17 protein-coding genes and 1 pseudogene are annotated in these 24,543 nt (G+C 31.1%); 11 read left to right on the top strand and 7 right to left on the bottom strand.

The annotated features are described in order from the left end of the window. Window positions 1-142: 142 nt before the first annotated feature. Entirely contained in the window at window positions 143-904 is a 762-nt protein-coding gene (locus ACREVU_RS01755) for an ABC transporter ATP-binding protein (protein WP_431549917.1), read from the bottom strand. A gap of 1 nt (window position 905) precedes the next feature. Further along, window positions 906-1,655 (bottom strand): annotated as a pseudogene (locus ACREVU_RS01750) (ABC transporter permease). A gap of 442 nt (window positions 1,656-2,097) precedes the next feature. Here ACREVU_RS01750 and ACREVU_RS01745 point away from each other — a divergent pair. Beyond that, the gene (locus tag ACREVU_RS01745; RefSeq protein ID WP_431549916.1) at window positions 2,098-2,319 is read left to right on the top strand and encodes a CsbD family protein; all 222 of its coding nucleotides are present in this window, start codon (window positions 2,098-2,100) and stop codon (window positions 2,317-2,319) included. A 147-nt stretch (window positions 2,320-2,466) separates the two neighbouring features. On the opposite strand, the gene ACREVU_RS01740 is transcribed toward ACREVU_RS01745, so the two are convergent. Next, window positions 2,467-3,114, bottom strand: a complete 648-nt coding sequence (locus ACREVU_RS01740; RefSeq protein ID WP_431549915.1) for a hypothetical protein — start codon at window positions 3,112-3,114, stop codon at window positions 2,467-2,469. 359 nt (window positions 3,115-3,473) lie between these two features. Here ACREVU_RS01740 and ACREVU_RS01735 point away from each other — a divergent pair, with 359 nt between their 5' ends. The 6 genes from ACREVU_RS01735 (at window position 3,474) to ACREVU_RS01710 (ending at window position 11,866) form a co-directional block, all read left to right on the top strand. Then, a complete protein-coding gene (locus ACREVU_RS01735) occupies window positions 3,474-4,154 on the top strand; it encodes a response regulator transcription factor (protein WP_431549914.1) in 681 nt (226 codons plus the stop codon). A gap of 2 nt (window positions 4,155-4,156) precedes the next feature. After that, on the top strand, window positions 4,157-5,530 hold the full coding sequence (locus ACREVU_RS01730; RefSeq protein ID WP_431549913.1) for a sensor histidine kinase: 1,374 nt from the start codon (window positions 4,157-4,159) through the stop codon (window positions 5,528-5,530). 158 nt (window positions 5,531-5,688) lie between these two features. Next, a complete protein-coding gene (locus ACREVU_RS01725) occupies window positions 5,689-6,714 on the top strand; it encodes a phosphodiester glycosidase family protein (protein ID WP_431549912.1) in 1,026 nt (341 codons plus the stop codon). Between the two features lie 516 nt (window positions 6,715-7,230). Further along, window positions 7,231-8,238, top strand: coding sequence for a hypothetical protein (locus ACREVU_RS01720; RefSeq protein WP_431549911.1), 1,008 nt, complete (start codon window positions 7,231-7,233; stop codon window positions 8,236-8,238). Between the two features lie 690 nt (window positions 8,239-8,928). After that, window positions 8,929-10,704 carry an N-acetylmuramoyl-L-alanine amidase gene (locus tag ACREVU_RS01715; protein ID WP_431549910.1) on the top strand — a complete coding sequence of 592 codons (1,776 nt, stop codon included), beginning with the start codon at window positions 8,929-8,931 and terminating at the stop codon, window positions 10,702-10,704. 484 nt (window positions 10,705-11,188) lie between these two features. Continuing rightward, complete coding sequence (locus ACREVU_RS01710; protein ID WP_431549909.1) at window positions 11,189-11,866, top strand: YczE/YyaS/YitT family protein; 678 nt, start codon at window positions 11,189-11,191, stop codon at window positions 11,864-11,866. Between the two features lie 272 nt (window positions 11,867-12,138). On the opposite strand, the gene ACREVU_RS01705 is transcribed toward ACREVU_RS01710, so the two are convergent. Beyond that, window positions 12,139-13,536 carry a hypothetical protein gene (locus ACREVU_RS01705; RefSeq protein ID WP_431549908.1) on the bottom strand — a complete coding sequence of 466 codons (1,398 nt, stop codon included), beginning with the start codon at window positions 13,534-13,536 and terminating at the stop codon, window positions 12,139-12,141. Between the two features lie 145 nt (window positions 13,537-13,681). Next, window positions 13,682-14,707 carry a DUF3048 domain-containing protein gene (locus ACREVU_RS01700; RefSeq protein ID WP_431549907.1) on the bottom strand — a complete coding sequence of 342 codons (1,026 nt, stop codon included), beginning with the start codon at window positions 14,705-14,707 and terminating at the stop codon, window positions 13,682-13,684. 309 nt (window positions 14,708-15,016) lie between these two features. Between ACREVU_RS01700 and ACREVU_RS01695 the strand changes: the two genes are divergently transcribed. Then, entirely contained in the window at window positions 15,017-16,180 is a 1,164-nt protein-coding gene (locus ACREVU_RS01695) for an AI-2E family transporter (RefSeq protein WP_431549906.1), read from the top strand. A gap of 103 nt (window positions 16,181-16,283) precedes the next feature. On the opposite strand, the gene ACREVU_RS01690 is transcribed toward ACREVU_RS01695, so the two are convergent. Beyond that, window positions 16,284-16,775, bottom strand: a complete 492-nt coding sequence (locus ACREVU_RS01690) for a C40 family peptidase (protein ID WP_431549905.1) — start codon at window positions 16,773-16,775, stop codon at window positions 16,284-16,286. 412 nt (window positions 16,776-17,187) lie between these two features. On the opposite strand from ACREVU_RS01690, the gene ACREVU_RS01685 reads away from it, so the two are divergent. Both ACREVU_RS01685 and ACREVU_RS01680 read left to right on the top strand, forming a co-directional pair. Then, a complete protein-coding gene (locus ACREVU_RS01685; RefSeq protein ID WP_431549904.1) occupies window positions 17,188-18,432 on the top strand; it encodes a C40 family peptidase in 1,245 nt (414 codons plus the stop codon). A 251-nt stretch (window positions 18,433-18,683) separates the two neighbouring features. Further along, window positions 18,684-20,117 carry an amino acid permease gene (locus ACREVU_RS01680; RefSeq protein ID WP_431549903.1) on the top strand — a complete coding sequence of 478 codons (1,434 nt, stop codon included), beginning with the start codon at window positions 18,684-18,686 and terminating at the stop codon, window positions 20,115-20,117. Between the two features lie 89 nt (window positions 20,118-20,206). On the opposite strand, the gene ACREVU_RS01675 is transcribed toward ACREVU_RS01680, so the two are convergent. Then, window positions 20,207-22,534: a GGDEF domain-containing protein gene (locus tag ACREVU_RS01675; RefSeq protein ID WP_431549902.1), complete on the bottom strand. Its 2,328-nt coding sequence runs from the start codon at window positions 22,532-22,534 to the stop codon at window positions 20,207-20,209. A 287-nt stretch (window positions 22,535-22,821) separates the two neighbouring features. Here ACREVU_RS01675 and ACREVU_RS01670 point away from each other — a divergent pair, with 287 nt between their 5' ends. After that, window positions 22,822-24,264 carry an NAD(P)/FAD-dependent oxidoreductase gene (locus ACREVU_RS01670; RefSeq protein ID WP_431549901.1) on the top strand — a complete coding sequence of 481 codons (1,443 nt, stop codon included), beginning with the start codon at window positions 22,822-22,824 and terminating at the stop codon, window positions 24,262-24,264. The last annotated feature ends 279 nt before the right edge of the window (window positions 24,265-24,543 follow it).

The following is a 24,543-nucleotide window of genomic DNA, read 5'->3' as shown; positions in this document are numbered from 1 at the left end:
TGATTACATAATACATCACTAATAGTAACTTGTCAAAAAGTTATTATTTTAGGTATCTAACCTAAAATAATAAGGGCTATCCATCTCCCACCTAAGAGGATGGGAGAATTTCGCCCATTCTGTTAAAATAATGCTCGTTTTTTTATAAAAATTCATGTTGTTCCTCCTCTAGGAATTTATTAAAAATATTTAGAACTTGATTTTTATGGTTAAAAAATTCAAGACTGCTAGTATCTCTGTAGTAATCCATATTAACAGGTATTTCTTTTATTATACTTCCCCTATCCATTACAACGATTTTTTGGCCTAGGGATATAGCTTCCTCAATGTCGTGAGTTACAAATAAGATGGTTTTACCAGTTTTTAAAAAAATATTTACTAATTCATTTTGAAGCTTTTTCCTATTAAAGGCATCAAGTGCTCCCAAGGGTTCATCCATAAGTATTATTTGTGGCTCGTAACATAGAGTTCTTCCAAGGGAAGTTCTTTGGGCCATGCCTCCTGAAATTTGTGAGGGATAGGCTTTTCTAAAATTATAAAGACCAAGTAGTTTCAAATAGGTGGATACCTTTTGCGCAACATAGTTTTTATCCTTACAGTTTATAAGAGAAAAGGCCATGTTTTCTTCCACGGTAAGCCAGGGCATAAGCCTAGGTTCTTGGAATACTATAGATACCTTATTGTTATCATTATCATTTGAATGAGTAAACTCAATACTGCCGCAAGTTTTATCTTCGAGACCGCAGAGTAATTTTAATAGTGTTGTCTTTCCACAACCACTTTTTCCAACTATTGTTACAAAGCTTCCATCTGGAATAGTTAAATCAATTTCTTTTAGTGCATGAATTTTTTTGTTTTCGATTTCATATGTTTTGGACAGATTTTTTATTATTAAGCCCGCCATATTAAATTTCCTTTCTGTCTGAACTCATAATATTTTTTGTTATTCTAATAAAAAAGTAATCAATAAAATAACCTAAAATTCCTATTGATAGTATGCCAACAATAACAATATCCGGTCTGGATAACTGCTCCGCATCTATTATCATATAGCCAATGCCTGATGATGCTGCTATAAGCTCAGCCCCCATTAAGGATCTCCAGCTATAGCCAAGGCCAAGTTGTATACCAGTTATTATTGAGGGGATTGCTTGAGGTAATATGATTCTGAAAAATTTATCCCTTTCGCTAAAGTGAAATATTTATCCAACCTCAAGAAGCTTTTTATCATAGTTTGTAATGCCATTTAAGGTATTTGAAAATATAGGGAAAAATGTTGCTAAAAAAATGACAACAAATTTTGAAGATTCACCTATGCCCAGCCATAATATTAATATTGGTATCATGGCAATAGGAGGGATATGCCTCATAAATTCAAGAAAAGGCTCTAAATAAGGCATTACCTTTGGCTTACTCCCTAAAAATATTGCAAGTGGAAAAGCAAAGGCAAAAGTTATTGTAAACCCAACAATAACTCTTGCAAAGCTTACTGCTAAATTTTCAAGCAATTCACCGGATTTAAGCAGTTCATAAGCCGTAGCTAGAACTATTTTGGGTGATGGAATTATATAGCTGTTAAATAAATGTAATTTATCTATGATAATCCATGCTATTATTATGACTAATGGAATAATCAAACCTTTTATTTTTTTCATATATTTCCTTTCTGCAGTGCACTATTATAAAATGCAAATAAAAAAAGCTCTCCAAATGGAAAGCATAATATTACAAAACCTCAGTTAATAAATCTGCGTAGTCTGCATATTTTCTTTCCTTTCAGATTAGAACATGTCTTTTCTGTTAGGGCTATTTTATTATATTCAGATAAAAAAGAATATCTAGAGTTATCTGATTTATATAAGTTGTATTAATTAATATTTTACCATACTTATATTGCTACAGCTAATTAAGTTTAGTTTTTTATTAAAAGGAATCCTATATACAAAACATTCAGATTAATCTGATAATATAGTTGAAATTTGAGTATAATAGTTGTATTGTGTACACATATTAAGATATGTTTATAATAAAACACTCTGGATTTATTAATATAATTAACAAATTGAAGTTGTAAAAAAAATAAGATGGAGGTGCGATATGACAGAATCAAAAAATAAATTAGAAAGTACAGTAGATAAGGTTGTAGGAAAAACTAAGGAGGCAGTTGGAAAAGCCACCGGTAACCAAGAGACAGAACTTAAAGGAAAGCTTCAATATCAAAAGGGAGTCGTAAATGACAAGGTTGATGGCATCAAGGAAAAGGTTGCAGGAAAGATAAATGATGCCCTAGATGAAAATGAAGAGGAAAACGGTAACTAATAGTTTTTCTTTGAGAGAAAGATTTCTATTAGATAAGAATATGTGAAAGAACAACTAAACTAGCTTAAAATAGTTTAGTTGTTCTTTTCTGTTATAAGGAAATACACTAATTTGCATAGCAATTAAAGGTATGGGTTTTATGAAACTTTAGGTGAAATATGCTAGCCTAATTATATCTTTTGGGCGCCTTTGATTCCAAAGCAAATCTAAATTTATTTCTTGGCCCTCCCCATAGGTGGAGACCGATATATAAGGCATATTATTCTTAGAATTCAGTGTTAGTCCAGTGATAGTCATCCAATGCCAAGCATATTCTTTAAATTCTTTTATGCGATGTTTAAGAACTAAGATGGCAACGGGAATTTTTTGAGCTAAAGCCTGCGCAATAAAGTTTATAGCATCTTGAATACTTGAAGTATCAGTAGCTAGAATATGAGAAGATAAAGAGACTCCTCTATCACTAGAAAAAGCTAAAACACTATCTGAAAATTGATCAACAGAGGTAAGGCCAAAGATGCCTGGCTTTACATATTTTCGAATTTCAACCATGTGCAAAATAAAATCCTTCTTATTTACAATACCTTTATAAGGGTAGAGTGTATTATATTTAGCCGGAAAGGTTTGGGATAAATATGCAGTTATATTAGCTGCGGCCACAGGTCCACAACCACTAAGTTTATGAAATTTTTTTGGAAACCATTTTTGACTGCCACCATAATATGAAATTTCTGAGTCGTATATATTAAATTGAATTTCTTCAAGGTTATTATAGTTAGGAATAATGATACTTTTCATGATTATCACCCCTTTGAATGATTTGTAAAAAATTTTGGATGAGACTACAATAACTAATATTCCTTTTGTTATTATCTAATATTCTTTTCTAAAACCTCTCTTATCATACTTTAAAGTTTAACAACATTTTGGAAGCTTCAAGTTAAGTCATATAATCTTTGACTATTAGAATTTTAAAGCCGAAGATTATATATAAAATACCATTAGTTTTAATACTAATTATATTTCACATTATTCACATATATGTTGGTATAATAGGATATGAGTAAAATGTATGATATATTTTATTCATATCGTGTATAATAGTACTAAATAGTGGGCTATTAGCTCGCTATTTTATTATAAAGGAAGGTGTTATCTTGGAGGATTTTAAAATTCTTTTAGTGGAAGATGAAAAGCTAATGTCAATGTTTGTTGAAATGGAATTAAATCATGAAGGATATAAGGTGGATGTTGCTTATGATGGACGTGAAGGTCTAAGCGCCGCTGAGGAAAATCAGTACGATTTAATACTTCTTGATATTATGATACCAGGAATTAATGGAATTGAGGTTTGCAGAAGAGTAAGACAATCATCCATGGTACCTATCATTATGCTTACTGCGAAAAGTGATATATCAGATAAGGTATTAGGACTGGATGTAGGTGCAAATGATTATCTAACAAAACCCTTTGCAATAGAAGAACTATTAGCAAGAATAAGAGTGTATCAAAGAAATAAATCTATAAGCAATAACCGGGATGAAATAAAAGTTAAAGATATTATTTTAGATAATAAGGCTCATAATGTTAAGCGTAGAGGGATGGAAATTGAGCTTACAAAAAAGGAATATGACCTTTTAGAGATGCTTTTAATAAATAAGGATGTTGTACTTACAAGGGCACAACTAATTGAGAAGATATGGGGTTATGATTATATAGGGGATACTAATGTAGTAGATGTGTTTATAAGATATTTGCGTAGTAAAATCGATGACGGATTTGAAGATAAACTTATAACTACTATAAGAGGAGTAGGATATGTTATTAAAGGTGATTGATTATGAATTTTAAAATTATCAAAACTGCAAAGGTTTCTGTAAAATTAACTGTAGTTTATGCTGTAATGTTTTCATTAGTATTGCTCATTTTAAATGCATCAATTTTATATGGAATAAAATATTATCTGTATGGTCAGGCAAATAAACAAATAGAAGATGTTAAAATAATAATGTTAAGTAAGGTGATGTCTAAGAATAAGCAAATAGATTTATCTTCTGGTGAAATGATTTCAGATATCCCATCTAAAGAGAATGTATCAATAAGAATACTTAAGGGAGATGGGAAAGTATTAAACAAATCAGAGGAGTTTAGTTACAATATTAAAACTCAAGAACCCTTTGATAAAATAATAAATTCTAAAGAAAATGATAGACATTTGGTATATAAAAATATAAAAATTGAAACTGAAATATATGGACCTGTGTATATTCAAGTTGTAAAAGACATGGATAATGAATATGATTTTATGAAAATTCTCTTTGCACTTATGGCAATATCTGATTTTATAGGTGTTATTGCATCAATTATCTTAGGATATAGCATAAGCAAAAAAATGCTAGAACCTATTGATTACATAACTAAAGCTGCAGACAATATTAGTATTAATAATTTAAAAGAAAGAATAGAGGTTATTGGTCCTGATGATGAGCTTAAAAGGCTAGGTAACACCTTTAACAAAATGATTGATAGACTTCAGGGAGCTTTTGATAGGCAAACTCAGTTTGTATCTGATGCCTCACATGAACTTAGAACTCCTATTGCAGTTATTCAAGGGTACGCAAACCTATTGGATAGATGGGGAAAAGATGATAGGCAGGCCTTAGAAAAGTCTATTCATGCTATAAAGCTTGAAACTAGTAATATGGAAAATTTAGTTGAAAAGCTATTATTTCTTGCCAAAGGTGATAGTGGAAATCAAAAAATAGAGAAAAGTACATTTTGGCTAAATGAGCTTATTTTAGATGTGGTAAGTGAAAGTAAACTTATAGACCCTAGCCACATAATATCAAGTGATAAAAATGATATTGTAAATATATTTGCAGATTATAAAATGATAAAGCAGATGCTTCGGATATTCATTGAAAATAGCATTAAATTCACACCAGCAAAAGGGAAAATTGATATAAGCTCAGAAATCGTGAATAAAACTGTGAAAATTACTATTAGTGATAGTGGCTCAGGAATACCAAAAGGCGAAATTCAAAATATATTTGAGAGATTTTATATTGTAGATAAATCTAGATCTAAAGAAAAAGGTGGAACAGGACTTGGACTATCTATTGCTAAATGGATTGTAGAGGTTCATAAGGGAGCTATAAATGTAGTAAGTGAAGAAGGTAATGGAACAGAAATCACTATAATATTAAACATCTAGATTTTGAATTTATATCTTATCTAGATGCTTTTATTCTATTTTGAATAGAAAAGTATGTAGTTGTATTATTTAAAAACAGGGTATAATATAATTATATTTACATATTTTAATAGAGTGAAAAAATGATGATTTAGGGATTAATAAAAAGGATGGGAAATATGAGTAAACTAAAAAAGAGTGGGGAAATTAAAAAAAACAGGAGAAGCAAAAAAAGTATAAGCACACTCGTTTTATTATTTATATTATTTGAAATTGCTTTCACAGCCATTACAGGTCCATTTCTCCTCTATTATGGTCCGTTTAAGAGGGCAAAGACTACAGTAGTAGGTGCGGCCATGACTACACTTACACTACAATGGTTAGCAACATCATTTATATCTGATGCTAAAATAAAACAAATTATGAGTGAACAAAAGGTAGATGATATAGTTCAAGATAATTTAAATCCTGATATAAAGGTAAAAAACAAGAATGATAGAAGTATTGAAAGATACGATATAAAGGGGAGAAAATTTAAAGGGTATCTATTAATAATCAATGATCCAACTAGGATTAAAGTAGGATATAGTAGTAAACTTGGAAAAGAAGGGGAGCTTACTAGTGATATTGCAAAAGCTAATAATGCAATTGCGGCTATTAACGGTGGTGGGTTTACAGATAAAACTGCTGAAGCACTTTGGACAGGGACTGGAGCAAATCCAGCGGGAATTATAATATCTAGTGGGAAAATTGTTTATGATGGTATAAAGAATGAAGATCTAAAGAGACAATCTGTAGCATTAACTAAATCAGGAAAGTTGCTAGTTGGGCCTTATACTATTAAAGAAATGAAAATTCTTGGAGTAACTGAAGCAGTATCATTTGGACCAGCTATGATAGTTAATGGGAAAAAAGCTATAAATACAGGTGATGGTGGCTGGGGCATAGCACCGAGAACATGCATTGCACAAAGAAAAGATGGAGCAATAATATTATTAGTTATTGACGGTAGGCAGTTAAGCAGTATAGGGGCTACGTTAAGAGAGGCACAAGATGTATTGTATGACTACGGTGCTTATAATGCTGCTAATTTAGATGGCGGTTCTTCTTCTACCTTGTTTTATGATGATGAAGTTCTAAATAATCCTTGTGATAATTTGGGAGAGAGATCTGTGGCTTCAATTGTATATGTAGAGAGAAGGTAACAAAAGAGCTAAAACCTTAGGTTTTAGCTCTTTTGTTATAATTTTATCTTTCTTTGCAAAAGAAGACTCCGTTCTCTATAGACGGAGACCAATTCTTCTACGAGAATATATAAAGATAAGCTTAATGATAAATGCCTTAATAATCTATTAAACATACTATATATTGGAAATGAAGCTAAAATTAAGGCTTATGCTATTCTTGCTTATAAGAAAGGGGATGACCTTACTCAAAGTGTTCATATGACCATAAAAGATATGTTTAACCTTAATACTTACTATGCCAACTACGCTGTTAGCGAAGCAAAGTGGAATAAGTCATCAAATACTGAACTCAGTAAAATGTATATTGATGATTTGAAACAAAATATTAATCATCGTGAGAAATCGGTTAAAGATTTGATTAGTAAAATTAAGTTTTGAAATAAAATTCATGGACATATTATCGATATTTCCAAAGCTATTAAACATGGTAAAAGCTTACCGAAACTTAAATATTATAGACCTTATTATTTTTATATGGAAAATGATAAGGTTTTTATTGAGGCTAATTATAAAAATAAATCTATTATATATAATATGTATGATTTTGAGCATGCCCTTGTAACTAAGAAAATTAATAGGCTTACCAATAAGCTGAATATGATTAAACGTGGCATAGGTTATCAAAAACAAAAACTTGAAAAGCTTAAGGTTAACACGGTTAAGTCATGTTTTGGAACTAAGAAACTTTTTAAGGCTCAATATATCTTATATAACGAGCATTCTGCGTGGAAAGAGGCTTTCTATAAAGCTAGACATAGAAATATAGAACTTCAAGGTTTGAATACCGTAACACAAGGAAATGCTTGTATTAAATACGATTATGAAATGAATTCATTAAGTATTCAACTTCCTTACAAAAACATTGCAAATGGGAAGGTTAATCATAAAGCAGAGTGGTTAAGAATAGATAATGTTGATTTTCCTTACCATAAACAAGATTTAATAGAGGCTTTAAATGCTGAAAATTCTCCCGTTTCATGGAGAATTGAAGACAAAGGTGATTATTTTCTATTTAAACCGTCTTATAAATTATTTGAAGATGAGTCTCAAATTAATTATTCTAAAGAAGATGGAGTTATAGGATACGATATAAACTATGACCATATTGCTTGGAGTGAAATTGATGACATCGGAAATCTAATAAATTTTGGAACGATAAAGTTTGATATAGATGGTAAAACTACTGGTCAAATAGCTAAAATTTTAGAAAAGGGTGCTATAGAGCTTGTTAATATAGCTAAAATTAAACAAAAACCACTTACTGGTGAGGATATTAAGAATATTAATAAAAATATATTAACTTACGGCAATACCAAAAGAAATTTGAAGATAAGTATGTTTGCACATAAGAAAATCATTGAAGCCATCAGTTCAAGAGCTTTTAAAGAAAAATTAGAAGTATTTTATGTAAATCCAGCTTACACTAGTCAAATGGGTAAAATTAAATATATGAAAGCTAAAGGTATATCAATTCATACTTAGGCTGCCTATTGTATAGCTCGTAGAGAACTCGGATATAAAGAGAAAATCCCACTATTATATAGGGGATTTGCGAATAGTTGGAAGGTTTTATCTAAAGAATTAAAAGCAGTAAAAACACATTGTTTATATAAAGTTTCAAGTACATTTGGATATGTAGATTTAAAAACATTTGTTAAAGATATTCAAGTAAATAATTATGTTAATATTGAAAAACCAATAATAAACTTCAGTTTTAAATAAAAAACAATACCATAACTTATAATTACCCTAAAGTCTAAAGTTATTACACAGCGAAGGTATTTACGTGATAGGAGTGCATTGGTTATAGGTTACCTGAGGGAATAGTTATACTTGTAGCTTATCGAAAGATTAGCTTGTTTAGATTACTAAACAAGCTCTATGTTATAAAGGTATTATGACCTACAGTTCTTAGTTCAATGAGAACTGGACAACGTTAGCGGGTTACAATCGCCCACTTCTATAAGTGGTGCGTATGTTGAATGTAATAACAATTGATTTTTAATGCAACTTTTAAAAAAATTAAAAGAATTTTAAAAATTATAGAGATGAGGACAAAAGTGTAGTATACTTAACTCAGAAATAATACCACAAATTACAATCATATTTAAAATTATACAATCAATATTATAATTAGTTAAATATGAAAACTATGGGGTCTAGGAGGGCTATATGAAAAATATCTTTAAAGTATTTATAATTATGATTTTATCTTTGGCATTGTGTATACCTATGCAAATAATAGTTAAGGCTGCTACGTATACAGATATGGGGGCTAAAGAAAATGTGGTAGTAAGTAAACCTTGGACAGTGAGTTTTAATAAATCACTAAGTTCTGCTACTGTTAATACCACAAACATTAAGGTAATTGGCGGGGATAATAAAAATATCGACATTAATGTTAAGTTAGCTAATAATAATAAGAATGTAATAGTAAGTCCCGCAAAAGATTATGATGATGATACATCATATACTTTGATAGTAACAAATGCAGTTAAGTCTGAAGATGGTAAGCCTCTTCCTAAAGAAGTTAGGATGAATTTTAATACTGAAAGTGCAGTTACAAAGCCAAGTGATTTCACTGTATGTATTGACCCAGCTCAGTACTATACAGAAAATACTGGTAAAAATGGTGCAAAGGCTAAGGATATAAATTTAAGCGTAGCATTAAAACTAGGCAATATACTAAAGACAAGAGGAATCAACGTAGTATATACTAGAGATAGCGATGCAGTATCTTGGGACAAGCTTAATGAAGATGATGCAAAAGCTACAATAGCTAAAAATGCAAAGGCAGATGTATTTTTAAGCATAAATACTAATTCCTATTCTTCAGATACTGCAAATGGTATTGAAACATATTACCTATCTGATGCAAGCAATAATAATAAGGTATTAGCAGGACTAATGCAAAGTGAATTAATAAAAGCAACAGAAGCTGCCGATAGGGGAATAAAAGTAGCGAGTAATGAAGAAAATTTGGAAATATTAAAAAAGACAAGTTGCGATGGGGTAGTTTTGGAGTTGGGATTTTTAAGTAATCCACAAGAAGAGATATTATTAACTAGTGAAAAGTATCAAAATAATGCTGCAAAGGCAATAGCTAATGGGTTAATGAGCTATGCTGGATTTTCAAACACAGATACTAATTACGATCCGATTTTTGAAATATCATCAGTGGCGGATATAATAGTTAATTTAGAGGTAGGCAATAAATACACCTTCCCTAAAACAGTCCAGGCTACTATGAGTAATAACTTGAAAAAAGCGGTTGATGTAGAATGGCTTCAAGATTCAGTTTCTTTAACAAAGGCAGGTACATATACCTATGAAGGAATTATAAAAAATTATGATAAGAAAATTAATGTTACGATTAATGTAAAAGTACCAATTATAAAGAAGTATAAAATAGTTTTAGATGCAGGTCACGGAGGAAAAGATTCAGGTGCAGTAGGACCAAGTGGTACTCAAGAAAAGGCTATAGTATTAGAAATTACGTTAAAAGTAGGAAATATGTTAGCTAAAAATGGTGTTGATGTGGTATACACAAGAACAATTGATAAAACCCAAAGTCTTCAACAAAAATGTGATGTTTCAAATAATGCAAAACCAAATTATTTTGTAAGTATTCATGCAAATAGCTTTACACCTACAGTTAGTGGCATTGAGACTTTTTATAGCAGTGGTAATGCAGCTGGAAAAAAGTTGGCGCAGGCTGTTCAAACTGAATTAATTAAGGCAACTGGAAGAGTAGATAGGAAGATTAAAACTGCAGGGTTTTATGTATTAAATAATACAAATGCTAATGCTATATTAGTAGAAACATCCTTCATTTCTAATCCCACAGAAGAAAAGCTATTAAGTACACAGGCTTATCAAATAACAGTGGCTAAAGCAATTTCGACTGGGATTCTTAAGACCTTAGGAATAACTAAAATTGTATTTTAATGCTATTTAGCATTTTAACAGCAAAGGGAAGAGCAGAATATAGAAATATATTTTGCTCTTCCTTTTGATGGTACTTATGAGTCTAACTTGCTCATTTGCCAACATAGTGTTATTATTTTAACTTAGTTAACTTTTTTTGATGTGACATCTATATTAAAACCGTAACAATATATAGTGGTAGTATTTGTAATTTGAGAAGCCCTATGATGTAGTTTAGGGGATTGAAAAATTAATTAAAGAAAACGGGTTAGATAATAATAGTAGATGAAATTGATCTGCATCGAGGTAAAGATTTCATGACTAAATAATATAAGACAATAAATAATATAAGACAATAAATAATATAAGACAATAAATAATAATGGATATTCCATTAAGAGTGAATTTCATACCATATTGAGGGGTGGGTTTGATCTTTTTTCTTTGCTAATATACATATTTGCATTATAATTATATTGATATTATTTTTAAATAGGGGGGTACAATGAAAAAATCAATATTGTGTTTAGTAAGATTATTTATAGGCCTTTTCTTATATGCAGTCGGTATTGTTTTTACTATTAATGCAAACCTAGGATTATCTCCTTGGGATGTGTTTCACCAAGGAGTATCAAAGCTTACAGGTATTACAATGGGGCAGGCAAGCATTATGGCAGGACTAGTGATTGTAATACTGGACTGGGTACTTGGGGAAAAGGTTGGACTAGGTACTATATTCAATATGTTGTTTATAGGTATATTTATGGATTTATTGATGATTAATCATCTAGTGCCTGTTTTTAATAATATAATAGCGAGAGTAATAATGATGTTTGTTGGAATGTTTGTTATAGGGATTGCTAGTTATTTTTATATTAGTGCAGGACTGGGGTCTGGTCCAAGAGATGGCTTAATGGTATCACTAACAAAATATACTGGGAAATCTGTTAGATTAGTTAGAAATTGCATTGAGTTTACGGTACTAGTTGTTGGATATTTTTTAGGTGGTACAGTAGGCTTTGGAACACTGATTATGGTAATTGGTGGAGGCTATTTTGTTCAGTTTGCTTTTAAAATATTTAAATTTGATGTTAGAAAAGTTCAGCATGAATTTATTGATGATTATGTAAAACTTATTAAGGAAAGGGTATCACAGAAAAAAAAAGGCTCAAGTGTTGATTGATGTAGCTTGCATTAATTAACCTGCTATAAATTTATAAAGGGTAGGACTTTGAATGAAAAGATAGAGTTATCTTTCAAATGGAGATAGTAAGGCTTATGTTAAGATTCTAGTTAAAAGTAGTGGGAAGTAATTTAAAGTAGATATACAATAAATATTAGCTGATTAATTGAGATAAAGTAGAAAATAAAAATAAAGATAAGGCTGTGTCAAAATAGGTATATTTTCTATTTCGGCACAGTCATTTTAGTTTTTATCATTATCAACACAATAAATTAAAGAATAAATATAGCCACTAAAGTTGTAACTGCAAGCCCTATGGCTACAGGCTTAATATTTTTTTTAGCTAGTTCAAAGGCATCTACACCACAAATGGCAGCCACTGGTATTACTGCCCAAGGAACTATTGTTCCACCACCTACCCATATTCCAGCTATTTGACCTAGTGCTGTAAGTGTTGCGACACCTCCACCTAAAGCAGCTGAAAAGATCTTAGAGATTGAACCAACTAAGGATATACCAGAGAAACCTGAGCCGTCTAGTCCAGTAATTGCACCTACTACAGTAACTGTGCTGGCTGCAACGGATGAGTTCATAGGAACTAAGCTTGAAAGCGCAACACCTAAGTCGTTGACAATCCCATTGGAGTTTTGGGGAAGTATTTTTCCAAAGATATCATTGATAGCTGAGTCACCTAAATAGAAGAAGGCAGCTATAGGAATAACAATACCAAATATTTTAAATCCAAATTGGAGGCCTTTAACAAGATTATCTGTGATTTTATCTAAGGATTGCCATTTATAGGTTAATATTGAAACTAAACTTAATATGAATATCGCTGTACCTCCAATAAGGGCTGTAGCATCTCCGCCTTGAAGTTTTGCAGTGTACATTATATAAATATCTAGTGTGAAAAGAACTAGTATTAATAATGCTAAAATTCTTCGAAGTTTTTTTGAACTAATAAGCATGGTATCGGTTGAATCGTTATTTGTTTCTTCAATTTTAGAATTGCTTAATAGCAATCCTAATTTAAGATCTTTCCTAAGAAGATAAAATGCTGCAGTGGTTGTAACTATTCCCATTGTTATTACTAGTGGAATGCTTGCAGATATAACACTAGCAATCGGAATTCCAGCTCCACCTGCAGTAAGTTTAGGAGCAGCTTGAATTATATAATCACTTGATAGAGCTATGCCGTGCCCGAATAAGTTCATTGAAATAGCCACACCCATTGCTGGTAATCCGGCTTTTATAGCAATAGGTAAAAATAATGCTCCAACAAGAGCTACGGCTGGTGATGGCCAGAAAAACCAAGATAAAACCATCATAACGAGTCCGATAACCCAATAAGCAACCCAATAATTCTTAATGACACCTTTAAAGGGAGAGACTATTTCATCATTTATGCCAGAAGCTATAAGGGTTTTGCTCATAGCAGTTATGATAGATATTATGAAGATAGTAGGCATTAGTTCTTTCGTTGCGTAAACAAAGCTATTAAACACTCCCATGGTAGATTTAGAAATTGAACCTGTACCTGCAAGGCCTAGGATAAAGATTCCCAATATACATATAAGTGTTATATCCTTCTTCTTGGCCATAGCAATTATTATGATAATAATAAAGGCAAGGTATATATAGTGTATAGGTGTTAGTATTAAACTAATCATGTTTTCCTCCGATTAGAATTATTATAATATTAGGTTATGGGGGGAATACATACTTGGTTACTTTATATTAGTTAAGTAAATAGTGCATAAGTTGCATGCTCAAAAAAACTGGTAATTATAAGCTAATCACCAGTTTTTTTTAAAATCATTTAATATCTACAATTGTACTCCTATCTACAATGTTCCACCAAGTCTTACCAGGGTTTAAGGGTAAAGCATTACCTTTCTCATCAGTTAGAAGTGTTTGTGAGGTTGGATTTTTCTTTGACCAGTGCATTTTAACAAACTTACCATTGCTAATAACATAACCGGCACCAGTGCCAATAAGAGCAATGTCTAAATGAATTCCATCCTTTTGTGTTTTCATGGAAGTAATCTGAATTACTATATTTTTGAAGGCTAGGGGAAGTTTATCTTCGTTATTTGTGGAAGATTTCCCATCCATACTTTTAAGATAAAGCCCATCTTTATAGCTGTAATTAGTATTGTAATACTTGTTTATTTTTAAAAGGACAGTAGAGGCTTTGGTCAGCTTATCATTATCCCAATAGCTTTTATCAAATTTAAGTTTTACAGTAGGCGCTTTTATAAAACCTTTTGTTTTTATAAGTTCTCTTAATTTATCAGTAGAAGTATAAAGGTTATGAGGGGCTTTTCGAATTGGATCTCTCCAATAAGTAGAAGAATAGGTCATTTCATTCATACTCATCAGATTTTTATTTTTTATTTCATCGAGTGCTTCTTGGCTACCCCCGCAATGAGCAAAGGGAAGGTTATATTCTTTAGAAATGTCTAAGAAATAAGACCTTGCGCTTCTAATTGGGCCAACCTTTTCACTAGCACCACTTTGAAATAATGCAATGAATCTAGGAATGCCTCCCTCAGCCATGGTTTCATAAACTATATCAGCAGAATTCAAACCGGATTGAGGTCTAGCAGTTTCAGAGTTTTCTACTATGGCAAGTACAGCAATATCATCTAATTTTTCTTTTTTTACTTCCTCACCGGTATAGGGAGAAAAGTATTTTTGCTGGGTTTTTATAGGGGTTTCTGTTTTTGCAGGATTTGATGGGCTAGGGGTAGCAATAGGTTCAGCTTTTTTTGTACAGCCCATTGAAATAAAGCAGGTTGAAATAATTATAAATAATAGTAGTTTAGATTTATTTTTCAAATTAAACATCTCCTTTTAAAACTCAAAAATATCCTAACATTCTTTACTCTATTTTAATCTATTCCTATTAGGGTGTATATAGTATTTTATTGTGATTAAAAATACATAAAAGAACAACGATTAATCTGCTTTTTGTGTTAGGCTAAGTGATGAGGTAATGATATAATAGATAAAGTAACAAGTAAATGATGTCTATTTACAAATTATGAGTTTATGGTTTTAATTTTGCAAACTTAATCTAGAACGATAAGTTATGTTAATTACTCTAAATATGGGTTGGTAGTAAGCTAGCTTGGGAGGTATGCCAAAATGAGAATAGATAAAAAACTATTAAAATACTGTTTATATGCTACGGGTACCGTGCTTGTAATTTATATGGGTATAATAATTTTAAATAATATAGGGGGTATATTTTCTTTATTGTCGCGTATATTAGGGAATATTATTGGACTTGTGAAACCACTCCTTATGGCATTAGTAATTGTATATTTATTAAAGCCAGGTGTGCAAAGTATTGCAAATTTCTTAGAGAGGAAAAAAGTATTTAAAAAAGCATCTAACAGAAGAGTAGTTGGAATTCTAGGAGTGTATATTCTTGTAATTGCTATTTTTATAGCTATTATTAGTGGAATATATATTATGGTTGGGGGAAAACTTTCTAATAATATAACTATAACTAATATGACAGAATATCTAACTAATTATTTAAAAAATTCAACATTGTCAGCTAGCGCTATTAGCGAAAAACTGCAAAGTTTAAATATATTAGGAGGCAATTTAAATGAAAAAATTGCTCAAATTGTAAGCTATGTGCAGACATATTTTTCTGCAAGCATTGGTGCAATGACAAATTCAATTGTATCTATAGGGGGCAATATAGCTTCATTTTTAATAGCTATAGTATTAAGCATTTATTTAATGCAGGATTCTGAGTATTTTATAGATTTATGGAATAAAATTTTTAATCTTATATTTGGGAAAAGCAAAACAGGAAGTAAGTTAAAAGAATTATTATGTGTTATAGATGAAACGTTTTATAAATTTATAAGAGGTCAATTACTAGAAGCTTTCTTTGTAGGAGTTTTATCAGCCACTGTACTGTATTTTATTGGAATAGATTATGCTGTAATAATAGGAATTATTGCAGGTATCTGTAATATGATACCCTATATTGGGCCTATTGTTGGGACTATCCTTGCAGTAATTATGGCACTATTAAGTGGACAACCAATTACAGCAGTGTGGGCAACTATTGGAATGGTTGTAGTTCAACAAGTTGATAATAATTTGTTAGCACCTAAAATTGTTGGGGACAGTGTGGGATTACATCCAGTATTTACTATGCTTGCTATTATTATGGGCGGAAGTTTAGGTGGGCTTATAGGGATGCTTGTAGCGGTTCCTGTTGCTGCGTCTATGAAGATATTACTAAGTAAGTGGTATTATGCTCACAATGAACAATCAACTACCTAAAAAAACAATAATAAATGATAATAGCCATATGAAATAAAAGGGCATCCGCACATTTAAATATGCGGATGCCCTTTTATTTTTTCTTAACCACAAGGCCTTTCTATTATATTAACCTTCTTGCTGTATTATAATTTGGCATATATTTTAGTTCTAGAATTTTAACAGAGGATCCTGGTTTAGGAGAATGTATAAATTTACCATCGCCGATATACATGCCAACATGGCTTATTGCGGCTCCAAAGAACACTAAATCTCCTACCTTTAAGTTTGCTTTATTAACAACGATACCTTCTGTTGTTTGATCTTTAGCGGTGCGTGGCAGTTTTATGCTAAAGTGATTATAAATATGCATAGTAAAACCAGAGCAATCAAACCCAGATGTGGTAGTTCCACCACGTTTGTAGGGTGTGCCAATGAATGTTTTTGCATAGGCTACAACACTATCACCCGTAAGTTTGGTTGTTTTTGATGCTAATTCAACACTGCTTGTACCAAATATAGTTTCCTTAGCTTGCACATTTGTAGTTCTAATACTGATTGAACCTGCGACCAATAAAGCAAGTGCAAATGATGTAAAACTGTCAAATTTTTTCATCCGTGTCCCCCTTATTAACGACTTGTATACGTTTCCGATTGTTTCCCAATTATACTATTCTACATAAATATGGAATTTCCTCCTATAAAATTCATTAATTATAGAAAAAGTTAAAATATTGTGAGATTAATTTACATATTTATAGCAATGGACTTTGAAAACAACAATTTATATAATATCAGTGCTATAATAAGGAAATACGACTCCAAAATATTTCCTTAAGTATTTTAAATGAGAAGTTAAATAGCATTAAAAATAAAAAAAAGGGGGGGGAACACATACACCCTATTATCTTAGAAATTATAGCATAGTATTACATTATTACATGAAGGGCAGATAGAAATATTGAAATTAAATTCCGAGTAGTATTAAAAGTAAAATAGATGTTTAAAAAAATATTGGGGGTAAACAAATGAAAAAAAGAATAGCTTTTATAGTAATGCTATTAAGTATAGCAAGTTCGCAAATTGCATCTGCGGATAGCGGAGTGGTTAGTGCATCTTCATTAAATATTAGGCAAAAACCATCACTTTCATCTTCCATTATGGGTAGTCTATCTAAAAATACAATGATAGATACACTTGGAAAAGAAGGAGATTTTTATAAAATAAGTTATAAGGGAAAAACTGGATACATATGTAAGACATATATAAAAATAGTGAAAAGTACATCTGCTTCTAAAAATGTGCCAAGTGTAAAATCTACTTATATAGAAAAATATGGACAAATAACAGCAACGGATTTAAACGTAAGGTCAGGAAGCGGGATAACTTATCCAGTGACTGGAAGCATTAAGTTTGGAAGTAAAGTTACAATGTATGAAAATTCAAATGGTTTTTATAAAATAATATATGGTGGCAAGACGGGTTATATAAGTTCCTTATACGTAAAAGTTATAGGTCAAAAAACTATAAACTCTAGTAGTACAAGCCTTGTTACTACACCTGTTACTATACCTGTTATTACACCTACTATTACACCTGAATTAAAATCTACAGGAGTGGGAACTATTACGGCTTCAGATTTTTTGAGTGTAAGAAAAACAGCTTCATTGGGTAATGATTCTTTTGCTATTGGTAGAATATATCCAAATCAAAAGGTAGAGCTTTATGGAGAACAAGATGGATTCTATAGAATTAAGTTTTCGGGGCAATTGGGATATATATATAAATCATATGTAAGTGTAGATAAAACTTCATTAACCGAAGCTGAATATGTTGCAGATGGACAGCAATATGATACAGGAACAACTGGAGCTGAGTTAGTGACATATGCAAATACATTTTTGGGTACACCATACGTATGGGGTGGAGCAATGCCAGCAAAATTTAATGCTTGTGGTGAATATATAAGTGGCGGATTTGATTGTTCTGGGTTTGTGCAGTATATTTATAAAAACTTTGGTGTAAATTTGCCTAGAATAACAACGGACCAGGTAGATAAAGGTATATCTGTTGATATAAACAGTCTTCAAAAGGGTGATTTAGTATTTTTCATGACAAATACAGCCGCTCCTACTGAAGTGTCTCATGTGGGAATATATATTGGTAATAATAAATTTACGCACTGTCCTAAACCCGGTGATGTTGTAAAAATATCCGAATTAGCTGGATATTACAAAGAAAATTTTGTAATTGGTAAAAGGATAATAAAATAAACTAATCTAATATGTAGAGTAAAGTAAGGACAAGTCCCTTGAATGAGGGCTTGCCCTTCTCTGAGTATATGTTAAATAAGAGTAGAATAAAATATATGATTGTGGATAATTTTGCTTATGAGTGAGAATATTATATAAAGAAACTAAAATTAGAGGAGTACAACAAAGCTGGATTTCTATTATATAAATAGAGGAATTTAGCATATTTAATAGAATATTATATAATAATGTTGAAATTTAGGAGTGAAATTATGAATAACACAAAAAAACTTGGTTTATGGACTTTAGTAATGCTAATATTTGTTCCCACCTTTGGATTTGGGAATATTGCTTCAAATGCAGTGACACTTGGGCCTGCCGCTATTCCGTCATGGCTAATAGTTGCCTTATTATTCTTTTTACCGTTATCAATAATGATAGCAGAGCTGGCGTCTGCTAATAAAGACAAAGAAGGAGGCCTATATAATTGGATAGAATGCTCAATTGGTCCAAAATGGGCATTTATAGGTACTTGGTCCTACTTTGTTGCAAATTTATTCTATTTGCAAATGGTTTTCTCAAGAATACCAGTTATGGTATCTTGGACACTTTTTGGTGAAAATAGATTTAATGATTCCAATGCACGGTTACTTATTTGGCTAGGACTAGGACTTGCAATAGCTTTAACCTATATAGCTACAACTGGAGTTAAAAGATTTTCTAAAATCAGTGATTTAGGAGGAAAATTAACTTTAGGTGTTACAGTTTTATTTATATTATTTGCAGTTGTTGGAGTATTAGTTGGCAAACAACCATCAGCTACAACGTTTACAATGGCAACGGTTATTCCAAAATTTGATTCTGGTTATTTTTCAACGTTCTCTTGGCTTATTCTAGCTGTTGCAGGAGCCGAGGTGGCAGGAACTTATATTAAGGATGTTGAAAATCCTAAAAAAGTTTTTCCAAAGGCTGTACTCATAGCGACTGCGTTTATAGCTGGAGCATATGTACTAGGATCACTTGCCATATGCTTAGTTGCATCACCTGAATTAATAACTAAAGCTGGAGTTAAGGATGCAGGTTATGTTGTTTATAAGATATTAGCAGAAACTTGGGGTTTAAATGGTAAAATATTTGTTCAAATATATGCGCTTATTTTAACTATATCATCTGTAGCTGCATTTGTAGTTTGGTTAGAATCTCCAATTAGGGCTATGTTTTCAGAGGTTCCTGATGGTACTTTTCCTAAATTTTTAACTAAGAAACGTGAGGATGGTACACTAATTAATGCACTTTGGGTTCAATGTGGTGTGCTTTTAGTATTAATAATAGTACCAATAGCAGGACTTAACTCAATAGATGATTTCTTTAATCTATTAACTACATTATCAGCACTATCTCTTGCAATACCGTATATTGTTCTTGCAGCAGCATATTTAACATATAGACTTAAAGGGAATATACCTCCATTTGTAATGTTGAAATCAAAGGCAGCTGTAGTAATATCTTCAATTGTTGTTTTTGTATTAGGTATATTAGCATTCTTTGGAGCTGGATGGGAAAATATTGCAGGAGCTAAAAGTTTTTCAGAAGCGATAGGTCCTATATTACAGAATTATGGTGGACCTGTAGGATTTATAATCTTTGGATTTTTCATATCATATATTACAAAAATGTTCAATAAAAGTGATATTAAAGATAAGTAAGAAATGTTATTATAAACCTGAAAACATAATAAAACTCCCACTGCTAAGCAGTGGGAGTTTTTAATAAAAAAATGGCCATTAAAAACATATTAGAGGCTGAAACATTTAATTTTCTTCTTTTCATTGTAGAGTTGTTTGTCTGCATCTTTAATTAATTGATCAAAGCTAAGTTTCACATCTGGTGAATAAACTGAAAAACCTAAACTAAGACTTAATTTATAGGGCTTATTGGAAAGAAAATTATATTTGTTGAAATTGGAATTAATGCGTTCACGAGTCAAAATGATTTCATTTTCACTAGATTTATTTGCTGCAATTATGATAAACTCATCTCCACCAATACGTGCGACTATATCATCTACTCCAAAGGATTCTCTAATCAAGAGTGCAGTTGTTAAAATTGCTTCATCACCTTCTTGGTGGCCATAAGTATCATTAATTTTCTTTAGACCATCAACATCTCCAAAGCACATAATTGCTTTACCACCAGTCATAGCAGCTGCCTTATAGAGGCTGCCTCCGTGCATATAAAATCCTCTTCTATTGAAGATGCCTGTTAGTTCATCAATAACATAACTGTTTTTTAATTCTCCATTACGTTTTTCAAGCTCAATAACTGCTAAATTAAGTTGCTCTTCTGCTTTTATGCGTTCGTCAAATAACATCTGAATTTTCAAGGTGTTACTAATCTGTTCTCTAAAGGTTTCATAAACGAATTCATCCACTGCATTCATATCAAAGGCGATATATCCAAAATAGTCTTCTCCTGTAACTAGGGGAAAGAAAATAAGGGCATTCCTTTTTTCCTTACAGATAAACTCCGCGGGCAATATCTCTTGTGTATCAAAATACTGTGTTTCAGCTATTTTGCCTTCACTATATCCTAAAATCAATTTAGCTTTAGAAGGTAGCTTGATTTTAGCTCCATACAAACTAGTAACAGGAGTATCATAAATGCATAAATAACATTGTTTAATTTCATACCAGGACATTGCAGTTATAATAACCTTAGTTAATTCTTCAAGGTTTGGTATAGTATTAAATTCTCTCAATATATCTCTTGTACCTATATACATTCTTTTAAAGTTGAATTGTTGTATGGATTCTCTTTTATTGAATATATTACCTATTAAAATACTACAAAGATAAGATATTTCATCTACTATCCTTAAAAGTTCATAATTGTCTATAGCAGAAAGTACGAGATTCCTAGTAACATAAAGTGTTTCATTCCAAGAATAATCAAGTTTCTTTACAAAAATTGAACTAAATAAAAGTTTTTTGAATTGTGCTATAAAATCCCCTTCTATTTTCCTTAATTTTATATCTATTACAAATTTATTTAATAGATCAATAATGAGGGGCTTACATTCCAATATATTGACTTTTGGTATCACAAGTTCTGTTATTATTAAATCAACTATATGAAACTTGGGATTAGTTAAATATTTCTCAAGGTTTTCACATTCTTGATAATATAATGTATCTTCACTTAAACTGGTTTTTAATGATAAGGGTGTTTTATTTTTTAAAATATCGAAACAACCACAAGACTCTCGTATTATTAATTTTCCCTTTAAATAAGTACATTGTGGTACAGTTTGTCCATCTGTAATTTCATCTATAAATTTAGCAGCTAATGAAGCCATTTCAAAAATAGGTTGTTCAATAGTGGTAAAAGCAGGGGAGAAAGATCTTGCTTCTTCCACGTTATCAAAACCGGTTAAGGCTATATCCACACCTACTTTAATTCCCATATGTTCTAAATTATAAAATACTTCAATTGCCATTTCATCGTTAGAGACCACAATAACTTGAGGTTTCATCTTTCTATGTACAATAAGATCATCTACAGCCTTCGCTGCTGTTAGCCTATGAAAATCACCTTCAGCAATTAATTCTTCATCAAAAGGTATGTTATGTTCCTTTAATGAATCTTTGTATCCTTCAAACCTCATAACGGATTCGGCATTTAGTGAAGTTCCTGTTATAAAAGCTATTTTAGAATAATTGTGATGTTCTATTAAGTGATTAACCATTAAATGCATACATTCTCTGTTATCGAAAATAATACTTGGAATGTCTTTAATATCTATTCCAATACTAACCATGGGTATATCTTTATAAGGTTCTAAAAATTCAATAAACTTATCTATACCAATATAATTAAGTAATAATCCTGTACATATAATTAATCCATCCAGCTTATCGGTATTAACCAAATCGTAAATAACATTTTGCTTTGCCTCATCCTGGAGAGGGGAATTAATAACCCCACCGGCAAAGAAAAGTACATCAAAATTTCTTTCTTTAGCAACATGTTTTATTCCTTTACAAACGGGTGTTTGATAGAAGCCGTCAAAAGAGTTAATTAAAACACCTATAGTTTTCCTTTTATTTTTAAGTGATTTATTCATTGCTAAAAAGCCTCCATTTCATTGCAAATAAATTGAAAATTTTATTAATTTACCCAACATAATTTTATCACTAATTATTAGTATATAGCAAGGATATTTAGTAATAAAAGTCCTTTATACATAAGTTATAAAATTAGCTAATAAACATAAAATTCTCGATAAAAAATGTTTGTTAGCATTATTTTTGAAAACATCTATTATATTATAAAAGTATATATTATAATAGATATTAACAAAGATTAATTATTAAAGTTTGAAAATAATAATATGTTAGGGGGTTCATATTTATGTATGATGTAATTATTATAGGTGCGGGTGTAGTGGGAGCAGCTGTAGCAAGAAAACTTTCCAGATATAATTTGAAAATAGGTATTTTAGAAAAAGAGGATGATGTGGCTACTGGAGCATCAAAAGCAAACAGTGGTATAGTCCATGGAGGATATGCCGCTAAGTATGGCACATTAAAAGGAAAACTATGTGGAAAAGGAAACCAAATGTATGAAAAACTTCAAGAAGAATTAAATTTTGGATACAGGCGACCGGGAGCTTTGGTCATTGGTTTTAATAAAGATGACGAGAAGAAGATTACAGAGCTTTATGAGAATGGTCTTAAAATGGGTAGCGATGATTTAGAGATAATAAGGGGAGAAAGACTAAAAGAGATTGAGCCACATTTAAATAGTGAAGTAAATGTAGCACTATATGCTAAAAATGTAGGGGTTGCCTCACCTTATGAATTTACTATTGCATTAGTAGAGAATGCTATTACTAATGGAGTAGAGCTTAAGCTTGAAAGTGAAGTAATATCTATAGATAAATTACCGGGGAAATTTATTGTACATACAAATAAAGAGGATATTGAAACAAAATATATTATAAATGCTGCTGGGCTTTATAGTGATAAAATAGCTAATATGGTTGGAACTTACGACTTCAAAATAATACCTAAAAGAGGTCAATATCTTCTAATGGGAAAAGAACAGGGTCACCTTGTTAATACTGTTATTTTTCAAGTGCCTACAGATAAAGGCAAAGGTATATTAGTAACTACTACCTATCATGGTAATTTTATGATAGGTCCTAATGCAGAAGAAGTAGGCGATAAAGATGATGTAGCAACTACCACCGAGACTTTAAAGTATGTAATAGACACTGCCAGAATGTCCATACCTGATTTTGATGTAAGAAAGACGTTGACTACTTTTTCAGGTATAAGAGCTACTAGTAGTACTGGAGATTTTATTATTGAGGAAAGCCCAGTTAAAAAATTCATAAATGTGGCTGGTATAGATTCCCCAGGGCTTACATCATCGCCTGCAATTGCCGAAATGGTGGCAGATATACTTAAAGAGTCAGGGCTTAGTCTCATGGAGAAAAACGATTTCAATCCATATAGAAAAGGAATAGTAATAAAGAAAGATAATAATTTCCATGGAAAAGTGGATGATACAGATAAAGCGAAGAATATAATATGTAGATGTGAGCAAGTTACAGAGGCAGAGATTATTGATGCTATTCATAGAAATATACCAATTAATTCTACAGATGCTATTAAAAGGCGTACAAGAGCTGGAATGGGAACTTGCCAAGGAAATTTTTGTAAAAAAAGAGTTGTGGCTATAATAGCAAGAGAATTGAATATTGATGAAGATAAAGTAACAGAAAGAGGGAATAGCAACTCCAAACCCCTTGTTAGAGCGGAAATAAATTTAATTAGAAAAATGAAATAAAAAACAGCCTCTGCTAAGCAGGGGTCTTTTTACTGTGTAGTTTTCACAATGAGCATATATGCTTAATTCCATAATGTATACGTTTAATTAAATATATAATACTACTTAAATTATATGTGAAATTGCAAATTAAAAAGAAATATATGTAACTTATTTTAAGCATAACCATAGGTATTTGTTGAATTATAAGATAAAACAGAATAAATTGTCATTGCGTTATTAAAAAATATATGATACTATGTAAACGTTAAAGAAAAGGTTTTCTATTTATTATATAAT

This window comes from Clostridium sp., assembly GCF_050717535.1.
Lineage (GTDB): Bacteria > Bacillota > Clostridia > Clostridiales > Clostridiaceae > Clostridium_AD.
The sequence above is the reverse complement of the archived record's forward strand: the minus strand, read 5'-3'. Positions and strand labels throughout refer to the sequence as shown.

What these genes read in the sequence shown, in the direction of transcription:
- ACREVU_RS01755 (WP_431549917.1), bottom strand. Translation starts at nt 904, where the DNA reads ATGGCGGGCTTAATAATAAAAAATCTGTCCAAAACATATGAAATCGAA.
- ACREVU_RS01745 (WP_431549916.1), top strand. Translation starts at nt 2,098, where the DNA reads ATGACAGAATCAAAAAATAAATTAGAAAGTACAGTAGATAAGGTTGTA.
- ACREVU_RS01740 (WP_431549915.1), bottom strand. Translation starts at nt 3,114, where the DNA reads ATGAAAAGTATCATTATTCCTAACTATAATAACCTTGAAGAAATTCAA.
- ACREVU_RS01730 (WP_431549913.1), top strand. Translation starts at nt 4,157, where the DNA reads ATGAATTTTAAAATTATCAAAACTGCAAAGGTTTCTGTAAAATTAACT.
- ACREVU_RS01725 (WP_431549912.1), top strand. Translation starts at nt 5,689, where the DNA reads ATGAGTAAACTAAAAAAGAGTGGGGAAATTAAAAAAAACAGGAGAAGC.
- ACREVU_RS01720 (WP_431549911.1), top strand. Translation starts at nt 7,231, where the DNA reads ATGGAAAATGATAAGGTTTTTATTGAGGCTAATTATAAAAATAAATCT.
- ACREVU_RS01715 (WP_431549910.1), top strand. Translation starts at nt 8,929, where the DNA reads ATGAAAAATATCTTTAAAGTATTTATAATTATGATTTTATCTTTGGCA.
- ACREVU_RS01710 (WP_431549909.1), top strand. Translation starts at nt 11,189, where the DNA reads ATGAAAAAATCAATATTGTGTTTAGTAAGATTATTTATAGGCCTTTTC.
- ACREVU_RS01705 (WP_431549908.1), bottom strand. Translation starts at nt 13,536, where the DNA reads ATGATTAGTTTAATACTAACACCTATACACTATATATACCTTGCCTTT.
- ACREVU_RS01695 (WP_431549906.1), top strand. Translation starts at nt 15,017, where the DNA reads ATGAGAATAGATAAAAAACTATTAAAATACTGTTTATATGCTACGGGT.
- ACREVU_RS01690 (WP_431549905.1), bottom strand. Translation starts at nt 16,775, where the DNA reads ATGAAAAAATTTGACAGTTTTACATCATTTGCACTTGCTTTATTGGTC.
- ACREVU_RS01685 (WP_431549904.1), top strand. Translation starts at nt 17,188, where the DNA reads ATGAAAAAAAGAATAGCTTTTATAGTAATGCTATTAAGTATAGCAAGT.
- ACREVU_RS01680 (WP_431549903.1), top strand. Translation starts at nt 18,684, where the DNA reads ATGAATAACACAAAAAAACTTGGTTTATGGACTTTAGTAATGCTAATA.
- ACREVU_RS01675 (WP_431549902.1), bottom strand. Translation starts at nt 22,534, where the DNA reads ATGAATAAATCACTTAAAAATAAAAGGAAAACTATAGGTGTTTTAATT.
- ACREVU_RS01670 (WP_431549901.1), top strand. Translation starts at nt 22,822, where the DNA reads ATGTATGATGTAATTATTATAGGTGCGGGTGTAGTGGGAGCAGCTGTA.